The sequence below is a fragment of the Alphaproteobacteria bacterium genome (genome assembly GCA_026400645.1).
Taxonomy (GTDB): domain Bacteria; phylum Pseudomonadota; class Alphaproteobacteria; order Paracaedibacterales; family CAIULA01; genus JAPLOP01.
In genome coordinates this window covers 1-21,821 of record JAPLOP010000016.1, presented here as the reverse complement: position 1 = coordinate 21,821, position 21,821 = coordinate 1, and the positions used below count along the sequence as shown (strand labels likewise).

Below are 21,821 nucleotides of genomic sequence, written 5' to 3'. Positions count from 1 at the left end.
AGGAAATCAAAAATCCGCGGTCTTGGTTTTTTGGACGATGCTTTTGCCCAATAATTTTATCACAGGCTTTTCAACAATGGTCAAAATGGGCATTGGGTAAATCCCAATCCATAACACCAAAGCTGCCAACGATCCCAGAATAACCTTCTCAAGGGTTGTCACGTCCTTTGTGGGTTTATTTGACACTAGGCTTGAAGAAAGCTTTCCAAAACAAAGACGCTTATAAAGCCAAAGCCCATATGCAGCACTTAACACAATTCCAGGGACAGCCAGAAATGCGAAAAGCGGCGCCGTATTAAATGTGGCAGCAAGCGTTAAAAATTCCCCAACAAATCCACTAGTCCCTGGCAAACCGATGGACGCCAAAATAAATATCATCAGAAAAACAGAAAATAGGGGCATAATTTTAACAAGGCCACCATAGAAACTGATATCGCGCGTATGGAATCGATCGTACAAAATTCCAACGCAAAAAAACAATGCAGCGGAGACCAGACCATGACTGATCATTTGAATGACGGCACCAGTAACTCCCTCGACAGTTAGGGTAAAAATCCCCAGCGTCACATACCCCATGTGGGCCACGGATGAATAGGCGACAATTTTTTTAATATCCGTTTGAACCAGAGCAATCAGGGACGTATAGATAATCCCGATAACGCTCAGACTCATGATAAACGGAGCATAAAAATGGCTTGCCTCTGGTAACAAAGCGATAGAAAATCTTAAAAAGCCATATCCACCCAGTTTTAAAAGGACCCCCGCCAGAATGGCCGAACCTGCCGTTGGGGCCTCCACATGGGCATCGGGCAACCACGTATGAACTGGCCACATGGGAATCTTGACAGCCAGGGCCAGAAAAAATCCCCACCATATCCATTTTTGCGTGGAGAGAGATAATTTTAGAGCCGAGAGTTCCACAACACCCGACCATATTTCCGCATCGGTATAAAACTTCATAAGTGCCAGCAACATGAAAACTGAACCCAAAAGTGTGAATAAAAAGAATTTAAAACTGGCGTAAACGCGACGATCCCCACCCCAAACGCCAATGATAAGAAAAAGGGGGATCAAAACCCCTTCAAAAAAAATGTAAAAAAGAAAAACATCAATGGCGCAAAAAGCCCCCAACAAAAGCGCTTCCAGCAATAAAAGCGCTGCCATAAATTCACGAATGCGTTTTTGTATGCTGTTCCAGCTGGCAAGTATACAAAGCGGCGTCAAAAACGTAGACAGCAGAACAAAAAACAAGGACAGCCCATCAATCCCAATATGATAGGAAATGCCATAATCAGCAATCCACGCATGGGATTCGACAAACTGAAAATTGGCATCGTCGGGATCAAAAAATATCCAAAGGAAAATGGAAAATATAAATGTTACAAAAGAAATCCAAAGCGCAAAGAGCCGGGCATTCTTTTGATCCTCGACCTTTATGGTGCTAATAAAAAAAACACCAACCAAAGGCAGAAAAATAATCAAGCTTAAGAGAGGGATGTGCATTACGAGCCTAAGAATGATTTGATAAAAATTAATATTTGATAATGATAGAACACAAGACCACAAATGGTTGTTAGGGCAAAAATCCCAAAAAACATCACAAAGGCATATTGAACAATTTGCCCACTTTGAAAATTTTTTGCTTTAAGCGATAGACGCAGCGATAAGCTAGCCAAACCATCCGGCCCCAGGCGATCAATAATCCGAAGATCCCCTTGGTGCCATAGAATGCTCCCCATGGTTATGCAGGGCCTAACCCATATCCATTGATAAAGTTCGTCGATATACCATTTGTGATGAAGGAATTTATAGGGGATCGAGGTCTCCATCGCTTTTTGAATAACTGGCCTCAGGTTGTAAATAAAGACAGCTAAAGCAATCCCGACAACAGCACTTATTAATGCAATCGACAAAAGCCAACCGTGTCCGCCATGGCCACCAGCATCGATCAATACATCAGGGATGGATATGGATTGACCCCAAGAAAAACCCATTTGTTGCTTGATGAACCACTGCCACCCCAGCCAACCACTGAACAACGATCCCAGCGTCAGAACAAACAATGGAAACAACATCGTTTTAGGGGATTCGTGGATATGGGCCATAACTTGTTCATCTGCGTGGTGCTGACCATGGAACACAACTACAAGTAACCGCGCTGCGTAAAAAGCGGTCAAGACCACAACAACCAACAGAAAACACAAGGATACGATGTGTCCCGTTGATAAGGCAGAATCCAAGATGGCTTCTTTTGAATAATATCCCGCAAAGAATGGTATACCCGACAAGGCCAGGGCTCCAATCCACATCATTCCATAGGTCATGGGAATTAACCGGTAAATACCCCCCATTTTTTTAATGTCTTGTTCATCAGACATAGAATGAATAATAGACCCTGCCCCCAAAAATAAGAGCGCCTTGAAAAAGGCATGGGTGCACAGGTGAAATACAGCCACAGAATAGGCCGAACACCCGCAAGCAACCACCATATACCCCAGCTGGCTACAGGTAGAATAGGCGATAATTCGTTTAATGTTATCCTGAGAAAGGGCAACCGTCGCCCCAAAAAATGCCGTAACCGTTCCAACGACAACCATGATTTGTTTTGCGAGCGGAGCATATTCAAAGACTGGCGACAAACGTGCCACCAAAAATATACCAGCGGTTACCATCGTCGCTGCATGGATAAGGGCCGATACGGGGGTTGGCCCCTCCATCGCATCTGGCAGCCAAGTATGCAGACCAAATTGGGCTGACTTTCCCATGACACCAATAAACAAAAGGATGCAGGTTAATGTTGCCGCATGGAATTCATAGCCCGCAACATCAATAACGGCCGCAGATTTACCGGGCAAATGGATAAAAATTTCATAAAAATCGAGCGTCCCCATCCAAGCATACAAAGCACACATACCAAGGATCAGCCCCATATCTCCTGCACGGTTAACGATAAAGGCCTTTTGGGCGGCCGCTGATGCCTTTGGTTTTTCATGCCAAAACCCGATAAGCAAATAGGATGCAAGACCAACCCCCTCCCACCCTGCAAATAGCTGCATCATGTTCGGGGCGGTCACCAAAAGCAACATCATGAACGTGAACAAACTTAGGTACGCCATGAATCGACTGATCCCCTGGTCATGTGCCATATATCCAAGCGAATAAATATGTACCAAGAAAGAAATCAGCGTCACAATCCCTGTCATAACCATGCTTAGGGGATCAAAATTAATCCCCCAATGCGCCTGAAAATTTCCAACCTTTATCCAGGGCAATAAATTGATGGAAAAAGAAAGACTTGGCCCCAGGTCCATCCATAACAATACACACGCAAAAAACGCCGTTCCGACCCCAAGGCATGTGACCGCTTGGCAAAAAATCGTGTACTTTCGACATAACAAAGCCAACAAAAAACTCAGCAAAGGAGAAAACAGAATGGTGCAAGCCAATATCATTCGTTATCCTTTTAACGTGCTTGCATCATCGACGGCAATTGTATGCCTGTCCCTAAAATACAAGACCACTATTGCCAAACCAACAGCAACCTCCGCCGCTGACATTGTTAACACAAATAGTGAAAATATTTGACCCGAAAGATCTGAAAGGTTTACCGAAAAAACAACAAAATTAATGTTTCCGGCCAATAAAATCAATTCAATCGACATCAACACTCTGATGATATTTTGCCTGTTTAGAATGATCCCCAACATTCCCAATGAAAACAAAACACCAGAAACAGTTAAAAAATAGTACACATCGGTGAACATTAAATCTCCACCCCTTTGTGAAATTCTGGCCTTGCCAGGATAATGCTTTCCTTTTTTGTTCGCATTATTTGAGACCGGGGATCAGTCTTGCGACGCGTGTTTTTTACCGCCGATGGTGACGTTAACACAATAGAACCAACCATAGCAACAAGCAGCGTTAGCCCCGAAACAATAAATACCAGAAAATAATGTGTGTACAAAAGATCACCTATGGCTTCTGTGTTGGTAATGTTTGCTGGGATTTCATAAGCGGCCAAATCAATAGAATCCGGCGATTCCCACCAATTATAAGCAATACACAAAAGTTCTGAGGCAAACAAAAGTATACAAAAAAATGCCCCTTTTCTGCCCTTCACTGTGTTTTTTTGGGCAACTTCATTCTGGATATCAAGGGTCATGACGATAAACAGAAAAAGGATTGCAACAGCACCAACATAGACAATAACCAAAAGCATAGCTAAAAATTCTGCACCCAACAGAAGGAAAAGTCCCGCCGTATTAAAGAAAACAATAATCAAACACAGAACCGCATAAACAGGATTACGAAGAAAAATAACACCGGAGCCGCCAAGAAGAAGCGCCGTTGCAAACAGATAGAACAGTGAATGTGTTAGCATGATGGGCCTTGTCCTTTAACGATACGCTGCATCAGATTCACTATTCGCTGCAATCTCAGCCTCGAACCGATCACCGTTTGCCAAAAGTTTTTCTTTAGTATAAAGCAATTCCTTGCGGGTGCATGTGGCAAATTCAAAATTTGGCCCCTCGACAATTGCATCAACCGGGCAAGCCTCTTCGCACAGACCACAATAGATACACTTTGTCATATCTATATCATAACGGGTTGTGCGGCGACTGCCATCTTCTTTCTCGACTGCTTCTATGGTAATGGCCTGTGCTGGGCATATTGCTTCGCATAGTTTGCACGCTATGCAACGCTCTGTACCATCCGAATATCGCCTTAGGGCATGTTCACCCCGAAAGCGGGGACTTAGGGGACCCTTTTCATGGGGATAGTTTAATGTGACTTTTGGTTTAAAAAAATACCGCAAAGTCGTCCACAGCCCCAAAAGAATTTCCACCAGACCAAAAGCCTGCAGCAACTGTTTGATTTTGCGAAAAAAGAAGCGCATTAATAATCCCCAAAGACAATAAAGGCAGAAACAACAATAACCCCAATCAAAGCAATAGGCAAAAATATTTTCCAGCAAAGACGCATCAGCTGATCGTATCGATACCGTGGTAGCGTTGCACGGATCCACAGAAACACAAAAAGAAGCCCACAAATTTTGATCACAAGCCACATCGGGGCTGGCACCATCTTTGTTAAAGGATGATCAAAAGGGGGCAGCCATCCGCCAAAAAATAAAAGGCTATTCATAGCACTCATCAGGATCATGTTGGCATATTCCCCCAAATAAAATAATGCATAGGTAAAGGAAGAATATTCAACATTGTACCCAGAAACCAATTCTGCGTCAGCCTCTGGCAAGTCAAAGGGTGTGCGATTTGTTTCTGCCAGGCTTGCAATAAAAAAAACAATGAACAGGGGAAATAATGGAAAAACAAACCAGATATGCCTTTGGGCCATGACAATATCCCGAAGGTTCAACGAGCCCGCGCACAGAATAACGCTAACCAAAACCAATCCAATGCAAACCTCATACGATATCATTTGTGCCGCCGACCTAAGCGCCCCCAGCAAAGCGTATTTCGAATTACTTGCCCACCCGGCAATAATAATTCCATAAACCCCGAGGGATGAGATTGCCAACAAATACAACGCACCAACGTTAATATCGGCCAAGACGAATTCCCTATCAAAGGGGATAACAGCCCAAGCAGAAAGACTTAAACTAAATGTAAAAACAGGCGCAAACAGAAAAAGAAGCTTGTCTGATGATTCCGGAATGATTATTTCTTTATGCAAAAGCTTTAAACCATCAGCAATGGGCTGCAAAAGCCCAAATGGCCCAACCGTATTGGGACCTATGCGCAATTGCATGGCACCAATGACCTTTCGTTCAGCAAGCGTTAAATACGCAACACCAAGAACCAATGTGATCATTACAAGGATAACTTTGATCGCAATCGAAACAAGGGTTGCGCAGCAGTCCATCAAGTCAAGGAGCATGGGATTTGTTAAAAGTTCATCCATTACACTGCATCCATACATTGAGTCATAATCTGGGAATGACGACTGATGGGATCGACCTTATAAAAATTGGATATTGGCAAAGAAAATGGTTTGTCCGTTAAGTCTTCCGATACTAAAGATGTAAAATCCTGCCATAATGACGGTGCTATACGATCATTGATTTTGATCCTAATATCATCCAGATTGCGATAGGAAAGCGGTGCCCCAAGTTTTTCAGCCAACAAACAAATGATGCGCCAATCTTCCTTTGCGTCGCCTGGGGGGGCGATAACCTGGCGGGTTTGCTGGACGCGCCCCTCGGTGTTAACAAAGGTAGCGTTTTTTTCTGTATAGGCAGCGCCTGGCAAAATCACGTCGGCCCTGTTGGCCCCCACATCACCATGGTGCCCCTGATAAATGACAAAGGCATCCCCAAATTGATCCATCGCCAATTCATCGGCACCCAATAAATAGACAATCTTAGAATCCTTTTTTTTATGGTCGGATGTGAACCCCATATCAAATCCACCAACGCGTCCCGCAGCTGTGTGCAGGACATTGTATCCATTCCAGTCTTCCCGAAGGAAACGATAGCGATGCAGCAAGTCTTGCACTGTTTTTAAAATCGCATGCGAATCCGCCCGGTTGAGGGCCCCCTGCCCCAATATCAATGCGGGACGTTGAGCCTGTCCCAAAGTTTCGCTAAACGGATGTGACCCTTGCAACAGGTCCGTTAAAATTAATGGTGTTTGGGAAAGAAATTCATAGGGGTATGTTAAATCCAGCGATTCTCCGACCAGGGCAATGGGAAAATTTCCCATTAGGTATCGTTTACGAATCCTAGCATTGACCAGAGGCGCTTCAAAACGGGGGTTCGTTCCAACCAACAACAAACAATCGGCCCGTTCAATTCCGGCAATCGTTGTGTTCATAATATAATGGCATCGGGCATCTGCTGGCAAACGGGATCCATCTTGACGACATTCCGTATGGGGGCTGCCAAGATGCGTCATCAATTCCTTTAACACCAGCATGGATTCACAATCAGCCTGGTCCCCCGCAAAGGCCGCAATTTCAGAACCCTGGACCCCCTTGATTTTGGATTGTATGGCCGCAAACGCCTGATCCCAACTGCAGGGTTGAAGCTTACCATTGACCCGCATATATGGCTTATCAAGCCGCTGAACTTTCAGCCCGTCATATGAAAAACGCGTGCGATCGCTAATCCAATCCTCGTTAATCAGATCATTAGATCGCGGCACAATACGTAGGATTTCCTGACCCCGCGCATCAATACGAATGTTCGATCCAACAGCATCCATCACATCAATCGTGTCCATTTTTGTAAGTTCCCAAGACCGGCATTGAAACGCAGCTGGTTTATTGGTCAATGCCCCGACGGGACAGATGTCAATAAGGTTTCCCGATAATTCAGATGACAGCGACTTTTCGAGGTACGTGGTGATTTCGGTATTGTCCCCACGCCCGGTGGTTCCAATCTCCGGAATGCCAGCGATTTCCTGGGCAAAGCGAATGCACCGCGTGCAATGGATACACCGCGTCATCACTGTTTTAATCAGGGGGCCCATGTTTTTGTCAGCAACAATTCGTTTATCCAAATCAAAGCGACTGGTCCCGCAACCGTAATTAAAGGTAATATCCTGCAAATCACATTCGCCACCCTGATCACAAACAGGGCAATCAAGCGGGTGATTAATCAGCAATAATTCTAAAACACCCTTGCGGGCTTTTTCAACATTGGGAGTGTTGGTATTGACGATCATCCCATCGGATACGGCTGTGCAGCAGCTCGTCATTGGTTTTGGGGAGCCTGCAACATCCACCAAACACATACGACAATTTCCCGCTATGGAAAGTTTGGGATGGTAACAAAACACAGGGATTTCTATGCCAAGCTTTCGGCAAGCCCCAAGGATTGTTGTGCCCCGTTCTACGTCAATACGAGTATCATTGATGGTTAAAGTGATCATGGGTGAGGGTTTGCACTTATGTTGGTTGCGTTAAAACATTAGCCTCAATATAGATCACAAGTGACTCCCAAAAAACCAATAATTCTTTTGCTTGAATAATGGCTTTATTAATATTTTTAGCCATAAAATCAGGATTGTCAGGATAGTCACGAGTGAGTTTATTACTTAACTTTCGAAGGTCCATCCACCAATGAGCATCAGGAAGAATCTCTAGTTTTTCAAGTTTATTGAGTTTGTCTATAAAAGTTTTATTACTGACAGATTCGCCCAGTTGTTGAAGAAGGAAGGTAAAAACCTTTTCCCCCGCTACATCTTGCAACTTTCCAAATCTGGACATGAGTAGCTCTAGATAAGCAAGATTTTCCTCAGCCAGAGCGGTAACAGTATTTTCACAAAAAGGAAAAAGATGATCTGTTTTTTCGATTGCCAGGCTTAATCTTTCAGCATGAACTTTGCAGATATCCAACGAGTGAATCAACAGGTCTTTTGTGTCCATTGTCGTGCTCATACGAGTTGCACCCCTTCTTTCCTTGCAACGTGATAAATCAAAAGATCAAAATCGCTATTAACGCACTTGATAACAATGTCAATTTTTTGTTCACCAATAGCATCCTCAACCATGAACAGGAATTTAGATTCTGATTTTCCGATATCATCTACGTCTTGCATGGTTGTTTCTATGTACAAATCAATATCACCGCCTCGTTTTTCTGGATAGATGCGCGATCCAAACAACCATAAATGATCGGTATCCGGAAAAGATTCTGAAAAGGCTGTGCGAATGGCCGATATTTCCCAATCAGCCAGACGTATTTCTTTCATTGCCAATACTTTTTTGTGCAACACTCAGCTCATGCCCTTGCTGACGATGTCTCTATCACGGCTGATTCATGAAAAATCACATGTGTTTCTCCATGGGCATGATTGCAGGATTTATTCCTAACGATAATATCAACATCCCGGTCAAAGTGGTTAAGAAAACGACATAGCCTATCAAGGGAAAAATTCTTGAGTTGTCCTCGCATAAGCGCAGACACCTTTGGTTGATCTATCCCAAGAATTGCAGCAGCGGCTGATTGGCTCAACCCTCGTTCCTTAATTATTTTAGCAATTTGGATTGCCAACGTTGCCTTTGCTAAATGTTCTTCTGGATTTGACAGACCAAGATCGGCAAAAATATTATTAGATCCACTCTCGATAGGTTCGTGCTTCGTATGCTGTGTCATAGCTGCGTTCTCCTGCTTTCCATTTCAACAACTTGCTTTAAACGTTTTTCTATAAGGTCCATATCTTTTTTTGGTGTCGAGGTTCCTGACTTTGATTTTTTCTGAAAAACATGAAGAATATAAATCTTTGCTGTAAACCGCACCGTGTAGACTGCCCGATAGGTATCACTTTTGTGATCAGCCATAATTTCCTGAACGCTAGCACCACCAAACCCTTTTAATGGTTTGGCCTGCTCAGGCATTATGCCATTTTGAACCTGAAACAAAGAAAAACCAATTTCACTGCGCACGGCCTCAGGTAATCCCAAGATATCCCTCTTTGAGGAGCCGACCCACTCGATTGACTTCATAATCCATCCTACAGTTTGTAGTATGCCTGTTCAAGCATAAAAATAAAAGGCCAAAAGTTTACTGCGCAAAAAGTACTATAGACTTCCTCTAAACAATGGAACCCTCTTCGGTTGCCTTGTCCACTTTCACAAAATCATTTCTTTTGACGTTAAGATACAAAAGCAAAGGGGCTGCTAAACAAATTGATGAAAATGATCCAACAAGAATTCCCAAGATAATCGGCAAACTGAATGTGGAGATAACCTTGCCCCCAAAAAAGTATAACGCCAACAAGGCCAACAGGGTGGTTGTTGCTGTTAATGTTGTCCGGGATAATGTCTCATTAACGCTTTTGTTAATCAGTTCAGACAACGGAATTCGTTTGAATTTCTTGATATTTTCCCGAATTCTGTCAAAAATAACAATGGTATCGTTAATCGAATACCCGGCCGTAATCAAAACAGCAATAATGGCGGTTTCGTTGAATTCTAAAGGGGTCAAAGAAAACAAACCCAATATGGCGATACAGTCATGGGCCAATGCCAGAATGGCACAAACCGCGAACTGCCATTCGAACCGCACGGCAATATAAACCAACATCGCCAACAAAGCAAACGCAACGGCTTTAAGACCATTACGAACAAGTTCCCCGCCAACCTTTGGTCCGATGGTTTCAACGCGGCGGTAATCCACATTGGGTCCCAGCGCATCCTTTATCTTTTGAATCGCCGATGCTTGGACTGTATCGTCACCCTCTTGTCTTTCAAGCTTAATCAACAAATCATGTTCAGTGCCAAAATTCTGCAAAACGACTTCACCAAGCTTTAGCTGTGTTAATTTTTCCCGCAAGACAGAGACATCAACAACCTCAGGCATTTTGACTTCTAGGGTATAGCCCCCCCTAAAATCGATCCCGTAGTTCAGCCCTTTAAAGGTCACCGCCGTTAACGATACAATGGTGATGAGCCCAGCAATCAAAAAGGTGATGAACCGGAATCCAATAAAATTAAAGTTTGTATTATAGGGAACAAGGTGCAGGCGGCGCATAGGGTTATCCTTTTAGGAATGTTTATTTATATAGGAAGAGTCGCCACTTTACGACTACGCATCCAGAAAACAATGATTAGTTTCGTTAAAGACAATGCCGTGAACAAAGAAATAAGAATACCAAGCGCCAGCGTGACAGCAAACCCCCGGATCGGACCCGTTCCAAATTCATACAAAACCGCCGCGCCCAAAAGCGTCGTCAGGTTGGAATCGATAATGGTCGTCATCGCCCGCTTGTACCCGGCATCAACCGCCGTAATCGGTTTGGCACCGCCCCGTAATTCTTCTTTTATGCGTTCGTAAATCAAAACGTTGGCATCGACAGCCATACCAATTGTAAGCGCAATACCAGCAATACCCGGCAGCGTCAACGTGGCCTGCAAAACAGATAATCCAGCAAACAACAGGATAAGGTTGAACACCAAGGCGATACTGGAAAACGCCCCGAATACACCGTAACTCAGGATCATGAAAACAGATACCATCCCAAACGCAATAACAGTTGCCTTGCGTCCATCATGAATGGAATCGGCCCCCAGGCTTGGCCCAACGGTTCTTTCCTCGATTACTTTTAATGGTGCCGGCAATGCACCAGCACGCAATAGCAAGGCAAAATCATTGGCACTTTTGACAGTAAAATGGCCACTGATAACACCACCGCCATCATTAATGATTGATTGGAAAACGGGCGCGCTGATAATTTTGTCATCCAAAACAATGGCGAATTGCTTTTTAATGTTTTGAGCGGACATATCGGCAAATTTTCTGGAACCAACCGAATTGAATTTTAGACTGACAACAGGCTGCCCATGTTCATTAAAGGTTGCCTGGGCATCGATTAGACTTTCCCCGCTAACCATGACTTGCTTTTTAACGGGCAAATATAAAACCCGCCCGTCGTCATGGGTTTCGGCCAGATATTCACAACCGACTGGCGGCGCTATCTTTGGCACTGCATTGGATGGGCCCTCTCCTGCTACAGGTGATGAATTCGGATCAACCAAACGAAATGACATTTTTGCCGTACGACCGATCGTATTTTTAACCTCCGCTGGGTCATCCACCCCTGGCAACTGCACAATGATTCTATCCTCCCCTTGGCGTTGGATAATCGGTTCTTTTGTTCCCGATTCATCGATACGTCGGCGAATGACTTCTATGGATTGGTCGATAATGGATTTATTGCGCTGATGTAAAACCTCCTCAGACAAGACAGCTAACACCTGTCCATCTGCTGAAATCTTGACATCCAGGTTGCGATCAACGGCCTTTAATATGGGCTCAACCTTGCTAGCGTCCGCTGGATTTCGCAAAGTAAGCGACAAGGTCGGCTTTGTTGTTTTTGTGTCAATCGACAAACCAAGGTATCCAATCTGCTGCTTACGCAGACCCGCACGAACATCATCCAAAAGATTGGCTAGATATTCTTTTGTGGCACCCCGTAAGTCAACCTCCAACTGTAAATGAGATCCACCCCGTAATTCCAGGCCCAGGTTAACTGTATGCCTGAGCCAAGATGGAAACTGTTCCACCGTTTGCGGCTGAAAAAGATTGGGGGAGGCAAAAACCATCCCCAATACGCACAAACCAATACTAGCGAAAATTTTCCAACGGGGTATCATCAACATTTATGCAGACTCATCTTCTTCTGTTTTAACGGGTTCTTTTTTAGATGTCTTTGATTGTGCCTTATCTTGATCCTTGTTGGCAATAGGGTCTGTCTTTGCCAATACTTCGGTGATCATTGATCGAACAAGTCGAACCTTCACGCCATCCGCAATTTCCACCTGAACCTCTTTATCATTGGTCAGCTTTGAAATCGTCCCGATAATGCCACCACCCGTCAAAACGCGATCACCCTTGCGAAGGTTTGACAATAATAGTTGGTGTTGCTTTAGTTTTGTCTGTTGCGGTCTTAAGATCAAAAAATAGAAAACAACAAAGATTAATACGAGCGGAAGAAATCCAATAAAATCAAATCCACCAGCAGCACCGGCTGCTGCCGGGGTGTCGGCGAACGCTTTACTAATAAACATTTTTTTTCCTTAAAAGTTGGTTGTTATTGCGGCAATATTGTCGTTGGATCAATGGGCTTCAAATCCTTTCCTCTGATCTGAAAGTAAAGCTGTGGTTTCTTTGCAATACCTGACTTTCCGATTCGTCCAATCACTTGACCCTTGGTTACAGTGATCGCCTCCCCAGTGGCCGGTTGCTTTACGGCAATTTCTTGCAAATGAGCATAAATGGATAACTTACCATCCGGATGCTTCAACACCACCATATTACCATAGGCCTTAATGCGGGAACCAGCATCCTTAACAACGCCATCAGCAACAGCCTTGACGGGCAAATTAGCCGGGGCACTGATATTGATTCCCTCGTTCAGGCTTCCATCGGGAAGTTTTTGACCGAACTTTTGAATTATATCCCCTTTTACGGGCCATTCATAGGTTGTTGTTGCCGCGGCAGCCTGTGGCATTGCGGCTTTTTCTGGTGCGGGTGCAGCAGATTCGGCTTTAGGGGAAATTGAAACAGGGGGCTCCTCGCCACCTTCCCCTGGTTTTTGTTCGCCCAATTTTGGCGCCTCATCCGAGTGGGGAGCCTCCTTATCCGAGGTGACCTTGTCATCCAGGTGACGAACAGACACATCACCCTCTGCTTTTTCAACGGATTCAGCTGCGCCAGAATCCCGTGGGTGTACCAACAAACGTTTCCCTGGAATCAATTCTTTTTCGGGATTCAATTTATTCAATTGGATAAGTTCGTCTTCCTTCATGCCATGCTGACGCGCAATATCCGCTATAGTCTCATCCTTTTTTACGGCATGATAGGGTGACGGACGGCGAATCTGGACAACCTCTGATGGAGCTTCGTCCCTGGCGCAGCCACTTAACAAAACAAGAAAAGATGTCCCAATCAAAATAAAAACACGATCGACACTGGTCCTCATTCAGCAAAAACTCCCTCTAGCATGCTTGCGGTTGACTTGTGCGTTAGATTAAGCGAAAGCGGAGTGATGGAAATATAACCCTCCCTCACGGCAGCTAAATCAGTCCCCGCTGGCGGTGGAACGGGTGGCTCGCAAAAGCGATGATCACCGGCCCCAATCCAGTAATAAAAATTCCCCCTTGGGTCCGTACATTGAACCAAATTATCCGTCATATTCCGATATCCCTGACTGGTAATCTTGATCCCCTTGACCGACGGCACAATAAAATCAGGAAAATTGATATTAATCAAAACATGTTCGGGAATTTTTTGGGCGATTAATTTTTTCAAAATATCCGGCGCATAATGTTCTGCCGTTGCCCATTTTGGCGGATGCTTGTTGGACGTCACCAAACTGAGGGCAATTGACGGAACCCCCAGCAATTTCGCCTCCATCGCGGCAGCAATGGTCCCGGAATAGGTCACATCCTCGGCAAGGTTTGCGCCATTATTGACCCCTGACAGGACAAGTTCCGGCGGGTGATCCTTCATCAGATGATAAATCGCCGACATCACGCAGTCCGTCGGGGTTCCCGATACGGCAAATTTGCGGTCACTGACTTCCCTTAGGCGTAATGGATCCCGCAATGTCAGGGAATGCCCGGAACCACTTTGATCCAGCTCTGGCACAACAACCCATACATCGTCCGACAACGTATGTGCTATCTTTTCCAAAACTTTCAGGCCGTGCGCATGAATTCCATCATCATTACTAATTAATATACGCATTGAACATGATTCCCTAATTTTTACGTGTATGGAGCGATTATACCCAAACGTTATGAAAATGTATCGTTCTTTACGTATCCTTAATCTTTTTTTGTGATACTGATCTTATGAAAGCAAAATCTTTATCTTATGACCAAGTCGGCATTCCATCATTTTCAACGGGTTGTACAAATCCGGGGGAGGATTTTGCCGAAAAAACCCAGGGTGATAGCGGCCCTGAGTTAACCCTTTTTGATCTCTCCTCTCACACACGGGCACGCGATGCGATTCGTTTTGGGTTAAAGATGCGCGACAAGGGCTTTCATGTTTTTGTTGTGGGCGAGGATAAAAGCGGGCGTATGAATGCGACGCTTTCCTATTTAAAACAGCATGTTAAAAATATGCCCCCACCCCTGGATTGGGTTTATTTGAATAATTTCAATCATCCCTGCAGTCCAAAAGCGTATTCCCTACCTGCTGGAATGGGCAGGGTATTACGGAACGCCCTAAAAGAATTAATTGTAAACCTGGGGCATGTCCTGGAAAAAACATTAACCAGCCCCCATTATTTGCGACAGCTCGATTCTTTAACAGATTCTTTTCAATATAAAATTGACAAAAACCTTTCAGAATTACAGGATTTTTCCAAAAGCCATGGGTACGACGTTATCCAAGGCCCAGAAGGGTTCACTATTGAGGCAGTAAAAGGCGGCGAAAACATCGATGAAAGTCCTTATCCAGTCTTACAAAAAATAAAGGATCGTTTGAATCGGCTTTCCCTGTTGGTGCATCTGACCGGACAAAAAGCTGCAAGGAAAGCGGCAGATCTTAAAAATCGGACCGCACAAAAAGCGATCAAACCGCTGATGTATCAATTTCAGAATGAATTTTCGACTCATCTCGGGGATTGGATTGATGAATTTAAGGCAGACATCCTAAAGAATATCGATGCCTTTGTGATCGACCAAGACGCAGATTCAGCCGGGCCCAGCCTTAATAGTGATGAATGGTATGGCGTTAATTTGTTTGTTGATAATGCAAACAAAGAATCACCGCAAGTTTTATTAGAGGCGTCCCCCACGTATGCAAATTTATTTGGGTCAATCAAATATCGGGGTGGATCCAACGGAAATATGGAAACAAATTTTACCATGATTAAGCCAGGTGCCCTGCATCATGCGAATGGTGGAATTCTTGTTCTGCGGGCGGATGCCATCGCCAAAAATCCAGATGTGTGGGAGGCGTTAAAATCTGCCCTTAGAGATCGATGCATTCGAACCGAAGAAACCAACCGAGAAAACGGGTTTCCCCTTTTGGATGCACCAGAACCACAGCCGATCCCATTGGATGTGCAAGTATTTTTAATCGCTTCCCCGCTTTGGTATTATTCGTTTTTTATCAATGATCCTGATTTTAAATCCCATTTCAAGATTAAGGCTGATATTGATCCCGACATGGATGCAACCCCGGACAATATTCATGTGTATAAGCGCCTAATACACCAAACAGCCAGGACGTTGGTTGACAGAACTATATCAGAGGACGCCGCCGATTACATAGTCGGATACAGCACCCGATGGGCCGGCCATCGCGAAAAACTGAGCGCCCGGTTTGAATTGATTGGCGATATCTTGACAGAGGCTGCGGCGATTTCTTGCGAAGAAAATACCCTATCAAAAGCTTTGATTGAACAAACCCTTTCCAATAGACGCCTTCGGAATGCCAGAACAGAGGACCGCGCCCACGCCGAAATCTCAGCAGGTCAAATTCTAATCCAAACATCCGGAAAAGCCATCGGCATGGTCAATGGCTTGTCCGTTCAGGGAACAGGGGATCATGACTTTGGGATGCCCTGTCGCATTAGTGCCCGTACATTTGCGGGTGAAGCGGGTGTTGTGAACATCGAACAACTAACGGATATGGGCGGGCCCATCCAACAAAAAAGCGCGTTAATTCTAGAGGGATTTTTAAGCGCCCTATTCGCCCAAAAAAATGCATTGTCATGTTCGTGTTCGTTGACGTTTGAACAAAATTACGGCGGGATCGAGGGGGACAGCGCATCCATGGCAGAAGTTATCGCCATCATCTCATCCCTTTCCGGCATCCCCGTTCGACAAGATATTGCAATCACGGGATCAATGAATCAATTTGGCCTGACGCAATCCGTTGGGGGCGTTCACCATAAGATCGAAGGGTTTCACCGGGTTTGCAAATCTCAGGGCTTCACCGGAACACAAGGGGTCATTGTCCCCTTTTCCAACATGGCACACTTAACATTACGGGAAAATGTCACAGCGGACATCGCGCAAGAAAAATTCTTTATCTGGAGTGTCCGTTCTGTTTTTGAGGCGATCGAGATTCTCATGGGCACAAAATGCGGAATTCGCCTGACCGATGCGATGCCAACATTTCGTGGATATCCCGATTATTGCTTTTCAACAAACAGCGTTTTTTCAGCCGTCGCCAAGCAACTTGAGAAATACTCAAAATCCGCCCAGACAAAAGGGGCTGGACGCAAAGGATGAGAAAGGAGATTTTGGCCACTCCAGGATTTGAACGATTGATTGACTATTTATGAAAATGGTATTAGAACGAAAATGATACTATATAAATCTGACAGCGTTTTATGCTGTCCAAAAATCACCAGAAATCGATATAAATGACCGTTCTTTTGTCTGACTATTTCCTATGGATTAAAGCATTTCATCTGATTAGCGTAACAGCGTGGATGGCTGGCTTGTTTTATCTGCCCAGACTTTTTGTGTACCACACAGAAGCCACAGAAAAAACAACCAAAGACACATTGGCGATCATGGAAAGAAAGCTGTATAAAATGATCATGGCACCCGCCATGATGGCCACCATTGGTTCAGGGACGCTGCTTTTAATTGCCACTGGAAATTATTATAGCCCCTCCTTTCATGTAAAATTCCTTTGCGTTTTTTTATTAATTATGTTTCACTATTCCCTAGAGGTCTTTCGGGGCCAGTTATTGATTGGCAGTTGCCAAAAAACATCTCGATTCTTTCGAATCATCAATGAAATACCAACCATCCTTTTGATCATCATCATCATTTCCGTTGTTGTTAAACCTTTTTAATCTCATCAAAGTATCTTACCCCAGGAAAAATATATGCATTTGCAAGAATTAAAGCGTAAGTCGCCCGCTGACTTGTTGTTGTTCGCAGAAGAACACGAAATCGAAAACGCAAGCGCTTTGCGGAAACAAGACTTTCTGTTTGCTATTCTCAAAAAACTCGCAGAAAAAGAAATCGCTATTTATGGCGATGGCGTTGTTGAAATCTTGCAAGATGGATTTGGTTTTTTACGATCACCTGAATCTAACTACTTGGCCGGACCTGATGATATTTATGTTTCACCAAGCCAAGTACGTCGATTCGGTCTTAGGACTGGTGACACGGTCGAGGGGCAAATTCGCGCCCCAAAGGATGGTGAACGTTATTTTGCCCTGCTCAAAGTCAACAAAATTAACTTCGAAGACCCCGACAAGATCAAATATCGCATCAACTTTGATAACCTGACCCCCCTGTATCCCGATGAAAAATTAAAGCTAGAGGTTGAATCCGAATCCAATGGACGCGGCAATACATCCCGCGTGATTGATTTAGTTTCCCCCATGGGCAAAGGACAACGCGCCCTAATCGTGGCCCCTCCGCGGACCGGAAAAACCGTCATGCTGCAAAACATCGCGCATTCCATTACGGCAAATCATCCCGAAGTTTATCTGATCGTTTTGCTGATTGATGAACGCCCAGAGGAAGTCACCGACATGGCCCGATCCGTCAAGGGCGAAGTTGTGAGCTCTACATTCGATGAACCAGCATCCCGCCACGTACAGGTTGCCGAAATGGTGATTGAAAAAGCCAAACGATTGGTGGAACAAAAACGCGATGTCGTTATTTTGTTAGATTCAATCACCCGCCTAGCGCGTGCGTACAACACCGTCATCCCTTCCTCTGGAAAGGTGTTAACCGGTGGCGTGGATGCCAATGCCCTGCAACGCCCAAAACGCTTTTTTGGGGCAGCCCGTAATATCGAGGATGGTGGATCGCTGACCATTATCGCAACGGCCCTGGTTGATACAGGATCCAGAATGGACGAAGTCATTTTCGAAGAATTCAAGGGCACAGGAAACGCAGAAATCATCCTGGATCGCAAATTAGCCGATAAACGACTTTTCCCATCGATCGACATCAATAAATCAGGCACACGAAAAGAAGAATTGCTCATCACCGACAAGGCTGAGCTTTCCAAAATGTGGGTCCTGCGTCGTATTTTGAACCCAATGGGCACGACAGAATCCATGGAATTCTTGCTTGATAAGCTAAAATATTGCAAGACGAATGCTGATTTCTTTCAGACAATGAACAGCTAAGCACAAAGGTATGTCGCGTTTAAAAGGTCGCTTTGCCCTGTCACCCATGGGTGTGTCCATTTGCTGGATGCTCCTGTGGGCATTAAGCCACACGACCGCCATGTCTTTCGCAAAATCTTTGGATTCGTCCATTCATGAAAGCTTGTTAGTTTTTTTCCGAAGCAGTTTTGCGTTGGTTTTCTCGCTACCTTTTATTGTGAAATTGGGTCCAACGTTTTTTAAAACAAAGCGTCCTGGGTTGCATTTGGTCAGAACCTTGTTGGTCTGCTGCAGCATGGGATGCACCTATTATGCCTATCGCCGATTGCCGCTGGCGTCCGCCTCTGCCATCGGATTCACAGGCCCCATAATCACCACCACGTTGGCGATCATCTTGTTAAAAGATCACGTCACGTGGAAAAAATTGGCGGCTATCCTGGGGGGGTATCTTGGGGTCCTTATCGTGGTTGAACCAGCAAGCCTGGACGTTAATCAGGCGTTTTACGTTTTGATAGCGGCGAATTTTTTGGCTAGCCTGGCTTTAATCACCACCAAAAAACTATCGGCGACCGAGAATCCGTTACTCATCATAACCTATACAAACATAGCCAGCCTGCTGATATCCGCCGCAGTCACGTTGTTTGGTGCATTTTCACAATTTTGTTATATACGGGCGCTTAAATTGGGGAATCCCTCATTCCTGTCACCGTTTGAGTACACACGAATCGTTGTGGCGGTCCCCTTTGGAATTTTCTTCTTTGGTGAGTATCCAACCCTCCATGTCCTGGTTGGGGCGGCTGTCATTATTTCGATTACGTATTATTTGACACGCCTAGAGGAACAAGAACGACGCCAGGGGTAAGCGGGCCGCCGCCGTAGCCACGTTTTATGTGTTCTTGACTTAGAAGCATTTCAACAAACTCGTATTTATTACATAAATACGAGTTCACGCTATTTACTATTTTAATTTAATCCCAAAGAATACTCCCGTCATCCCGTGGCTTGACCACGGGATCCACAACAGAATACATGGGTCCCGCGATCAAGTCGCGGAATGACGGGAAGATCATTTTTTATGATCAAATAAACGACTGAACTATAGTATTTGCCTGCAAAGTCAATTGACAACAGGATAGATTTCTGGATGGTCCCATCGGGCTTCGCCCTCCTCGCCATGACGTCATGGCGAACGAACGAAGAGAGTGTGGCCATCCAGAAATCTATCTCTCTATTGATCACGTAGAAAAACACTATATCATAGCGAATATAAGTTTATTGAGCTGCTTCTTATACGCCAATGACGTATATACCCCTTTCGCATGATTTTCCGCATTTGTCATCCTCGGGAAATGATCGGGAATGGGTCTATTCAAAAAATTGCTCTAGACAACGAGGTCCACTTTAGCCATGCTTTAATAGAACCCAATGATATCCAGGTGAACGTACGCCGTGCCTGCCAGGTAATTGGGTATATCTCTAATGAAAGTAACTGCACCAGTGAAACTCACCACATCAACGACATCTACTTTAAAAATGACATTAAGAGCCCTTGCAATTGTAAGCAGTGTGCCGCTTTGTACAATGGCATATACGTCAGAAGATCACTCATCTGCAACAGCATTACGTCCATCCCCTTCGATAACGCTTGGTGTAATAGCCAACACTGAGATTCAAAAAAGACGGGCGGAAAATCTTTCAGACATTATCTACGGGGTAACAGATTCGCCATCTTCAGTGGAAATAAGCCACGATTTTTTTGATGCTGCGCGTGAGTATTACGAGATCGACCCTGTTGCCTGCAAGTCAAGTCTTTTTTATGCTGTTAAAGAACTCAATAGATATCCCACCTCTCGATCTTTAAAAACGCTTGCTTTGCTCAATGAACTTTACCCGGGTGCGTTTTTAACGCTTGCTCAAGAATTGTTCAATGAGTGGGCTAAAGAATTAATTGAAGCTTATATAGAAACCCCTGAAGTTGCCTCACTTTTTAATGATACACCTATTCATTTACAACTCCTGGTCAGGACCACTTTAGCAAAGAACTGTGAGCCTGAAGAGGATACGAATTTCAAGAACGCATTAGAATTTATCTTGCGTCATTTGAGCCAGTTCTCTGATTATCATGCAGAAATTCTGGATGCAATGCCCGTGATTCTCCGGAATGATAACGTGGGGGCAGACAAATTTTTACCTTTTTTAAAACTTGAAAAAGAAAAGGCTGATAGAGCATTTACGGCGATACTCAGAAATCTTGATAATAAAAGTGAATTTTCCTGGCGAGAAGATTTTTTTATTACTAAACTTTTTGAAAACTACCAAGAATTTTTAGTTAATCAACCCCTATATAGATACGATGACCTTTATGCGATCTCTAAAAGACATGAATTTTTGCATGTACTGCAGAGTCTCTGGACCCATCTGAGTGAAGCGACAGAGCCTTCCTTAAAAGAACCTTACCAAATAAAACTTCGTGAACAGTTTATAGATTTTTGGGATATTTCCAGTGGGATTAATCTGCATTTGCCATGGGCTGAATTTTGTCATTTGACGCTTGATAAGGTTGTTACAGATAGAACTGTTGCCCTCACAAAAGTCCATGCATTTATTGAAGCAGCTAGAGAAGTTTCAACTTGGAGCAAAACAAATCATTTTTTTGCACTGTTGCGTCCAGAACTTTTAGAAACTGTCAGCAATCTTATTCTTTATGACGAGAGCGCATCTTTAAAAAATCGCGTCGAATCTTTAACAAACAAAGTTTTTCATTTACGGGGCCTCCCTTCTGCCACCACGTTTAGGGAAGAAATTTTAAAATTCAGTGACAGCATAAGAAAGGCAGTTTCAAATGCTGAACTTCTTGAATATGCTGAAAATTTATTTGGATTGTTTGGCGAAAACGTCAGTACCTATAAGGGTGCGCAACACAAGCGATTTTTTATTCAATTCAAAGAAAAACACCCGGAAATATCGATTCCTAACACACTCACAGATCTTCATAAGATAGTCATCAATGGACCAAGGAATGGTGATGAAAACCTCTGCAGGCCTTTTGTCTTTTTAAATAATTTTTCGTCGTTTCCTTTGCAACCGCAAATGGATGAGTCATTTATCTATAGCACGCAGTGTGCAAGTTTCACCCTATCAGCAATTCCAATGCTAGTGGCTGATCTGGATTCTCGACCTTATTAAACATAAAACAAACTGTATGAGCTAAGATCTTTCTTCCAACCTTTGCACACAAGTGCCATAGATCTTTTG

Annotated in this window: 21 protein-coding genes; 5 read left to right on the top strand and 16 right to left on the bottom strand. The window is 44.2% G+C overall.

Annotated features, from left to right (window positions below; genetic code table 11):
- Nucleotides 1–6: 6 nt before the first annotated feature.
- The 16 genes from NTX76_02330 to surE form a co-directional block, all read right to left on the bottom strand.
- Complete coding sequence (locus NTX76_02330) at nucleotides 7–1,503, bottom strand: NADH-quinone oxidoreductase subunit M (protein MCX7338106.1); 1,497 nt, start codon at nucleotides 1,501–1,503, stop codon at nucleotides 7–9.
- Nucleotides 1,503–3,452 (bottom strand): NADH-quinone oxidoreductase subunit L, encoded by a 1,950-nt coding sequence (nuoL, locus tag NTX76_02325; protein ID MCX7338105.1) that lies wholly within the window; start codon nucleotides 3,450–3,452, stop codon nucleotides 1,503–1,505. Before nuoL ends, NTX76_02330 begins: the two co-directional genes overlap by 1 nt.
- Before the next feature lie 3 nt (nucleotides 3,453–3,455).
- Nucleotides 3,456–3,764, bottom strand: a complete 309-nt coding sequence (gene nuoK, locus NTX76_02320) for an NADH-quinone oxidoreductase subunit NuoK (GenBank protein ID MCX7338104.1) — start codon at nucleotides 3,762–3,764, stop codon at nucleotides 3,456–3,458.
- Nucleotides 3,764–4,381 (bottom strand): NADH-quinone oxidoreductase subunit J, encoded by a 618-nt coding sequence (locus tag NTX76_02315; protein ID MCX7338103.1) that lies wholly within the window; start codon nucleotides 4,379–4,381, stop codon nucleotides 3,764–3,766. The genes nuoK and NTX76_02315 overlap by 1 nt, the downstream gene beginning before the upstream one ends.
- Nucleotides 4,382–4,396: 15 nt before the next feature.
- Entirely contained in the window at nucleotides 4,397–4,897 is a 501-nt protein-coding gene (gene nuoI / locus NTX76_02310; GenBank protein ID MCX7338102.1) for an NADH-quinone oxidoreductase subunit NuoI, read from the bottom strand.
- Nucleotides 4,897–5,898 carry an NADH-quinone oxidoreductase subunit NuoH gene (nuoH, locus tag NTX76_02305; GenBank protein ID MCX7338101.1) on the bottom strand — a complete coding sequence of 334 codons (1,002 nt, stop codon included), beginning with the start codon at nucleotides 5,896–5,898 and terminating at the stop codon, nucleotides 4,897–4,899. The genes nuoI and nuoH overlap by 1 nt, the downstream gene beginning before the upstream one ends.
- A 23-nt stretch (nucleotides 5,899–5,921) precedes the next feature.
- Entirely contained in the window at nucleotides 5,922–7,892 is a 1,971-nt protein-coding gene (gene nuoG, locus NTX76_02300; protein ID MCX7338100.1) for an NADH-quinone oxidoreductase subunit NuoG, read from the bottom strand.
- A gap of 16 nt (nucleotides 7,893–7,908) precedes the next feature.
- Nucleotides 7,909–8,388, bottom strand: coding sequence for a hypothetical protein (locus tag NTX76_02295; protein ID MCX7338099.1), 480 nt, complete (start codon nucleotides 8,386–8,388; stop codon nucleotides 7,909–7,911).
- A gap of 8 nt (nucleotides 8,389–8,396) precedes the next feature.
- Nucleotides 8,397–8,714 carry a nucleotidyltransferase domain-containing protein gene (locus NTX76_02290; GenBank protein ID MCX7338098.1) on the bottom strand — a complete coding sequence of 106 codons (318 nt, stop codon included), beginning with the start codon at nucleotides 8,712–8,714 and terminating at the stop codon, nucleotides 8,397–8,399.
- A gap of 29 nt (nucleotides 8,715–8,743) precedes the next feature.
- Nucleotides 8,744–9,118, bottom strand: a complete 375-nt coding sequence (locus NTX76_02285) for a helix-turn-helix transcriptional regulator (GenBank protein MCX7338097.1) — start codon at nucleotides 9,116–9,118, stop codon at nucleotides 8,744–8,746.
- A complete protein-coding gene (locus tag NTX76_02280) occupies nucleotides 9,115–9,468 on the bottom strand; it encodes a type II toxin-antitoxin system RelE/ParE family toxin (protein MCX7338096.1) in 354 nt (117 codons plus the stop codon). Before NTX76_02280 ends, NTX76_02285 begins: the two co-directional genes overlap by 4 nt.
- Before the next feature lie 88 nt (nucleotides 9,469–9,556).
- Nucleotides 9,557–10,495 carry a protein translocase subunit SecF gene (gene secF / locus NTX76_02275; protein MCX7338095.1) on the bottom strand — a complete coding sequence of 313 codons (939 nt, stop codon included), beginning with the start codon at nucleotides 10,493–10,495 and terminating at the stop codon, nucleotides 9,557–9,559.
- A gap of 26 nt (nucleotides 10,496–10,521) precedes the next feature.
- On the bottom strand, nucleotides 10,522–12,123 hold the full coding sequence (gene secD / locus NTX76_02270) for a protein translocase subunit SecD (GenBank protein MCX7338094.1): 1,602 nt from the start codon (nucleotides 12,121–12,123) through the stop codon (nucleotides 10,522–10,524).
- Nucleotides 12,124–12,531 (bottom strand): preprotein translocase subunit YajC, encoded by a 408-nt coding sequence (gene yajC / locus NTX76_02265; GenBank protein MCX7338093.1) that lies wholly within the window; start codon nucleotides 12,529–12,531, stop codon nucleotides 12,124–12,126.
- Between the two features lie 23 nt (nucleotides 12,532–12,554).
- Complete coding sequence (locus tag NTX76_02260) at nucleotides 12,555–13,445, bottom strand: M23 family metallopeptidase (protein MCX7338092.1); 891 nt, start codon at nucleotides 13,443–13,445, stop codon at nucleotides 12,555–12,557.
- On the bottom strand, nucleotides 13,442–14,212 hold the full coding sequence (gene surE / locus NTX76_02255) for a 5'/3'-nucleotidase SurE (protein ID MCX7338091.1): 771 nt from the start codon (nucleotides 14,210–14,212) through the stop codon (nucleotides 13,442–13,444). Before surE ends, NTX76_02260 begins: the two co-directional genes overlap by 4 nt.
- Nucleotides 14,213–14,319: 107 nt before the next feature.
- Here surE and NTX76_02250 point away from each other — a divergent pair, with 107 nt between their 5' ends.
- The 5 genes from NTX76_02250 to NTX76_02230 all read left to right on the top strand — a co-directional run bounded on the left by NTX76_02250 (nucleotide 14,320) and on the right by NTX76_02230 (nucleotide 21,752).
- A complete protein-coding gene (locus NTX76_02250; GenBank protein ID MCX7338090.1) occupies nucleotides 14,320–16,716 on the top strand; it encodes an AAA family ATPase in 2,397 nt (798 codons plus the stop codon).
- 134 nt (nucleotides 16,717–16,850) lie between these two features.
- Nucleotides 16,851–17,291, top strand: a complete 441-nt coding sequence (hemJ, locus tag NTX76_02245; protein MCX7338089.1) for a protoporphyrinogen oxidase HemJ — start codon at nucleotides 16,851–16,853, stop codon at nucleotides 17,289–17,291.
- A 33-nt stretch (nucleotides 17,292–17,324) separates the two neighbouring features.
- The gene (rho, locus tag NTX76_02240) at nucleotides 17,325–18,587 is read left to right on the top strand and encodes a transcription termination factor Rho (GenBank protein ID MCX7338088.1); all 1,263 of its coding nucleotides are present in this window, start codon (nucleotides 17,325–17,327) and stop codon (nucleotides 18,585–18,587) included.
- A 10-nt stretch (nucleotides 18,588–18,597) separates the two neighbouring features.
- The gene (locus NTX76_02235) at nucleotides 18,598–19,428 is read left to right on the top strand and encodes a DMT family transporter (GenBank protein ID MCX7338087.1); all 831 of its coding nucleotides are present in this window, start codon (nucleotides 18,598–18,600) and stop codon (nucleotides 19,426–19,428) included.
- Between the two features lie 617 nt (nucleotides 19,429–20,045).
- Entirely contained in the window at nucleotides 20,046–21,752 is a 1,707-nt protein-coding gene (locus tag NTX76_02230; protein ID MCX7338086.1) for a hypothetical protein, read from the top strand.
- Nucleotides 21,753–21,821 lie beyond the last annotated feature (69 nt).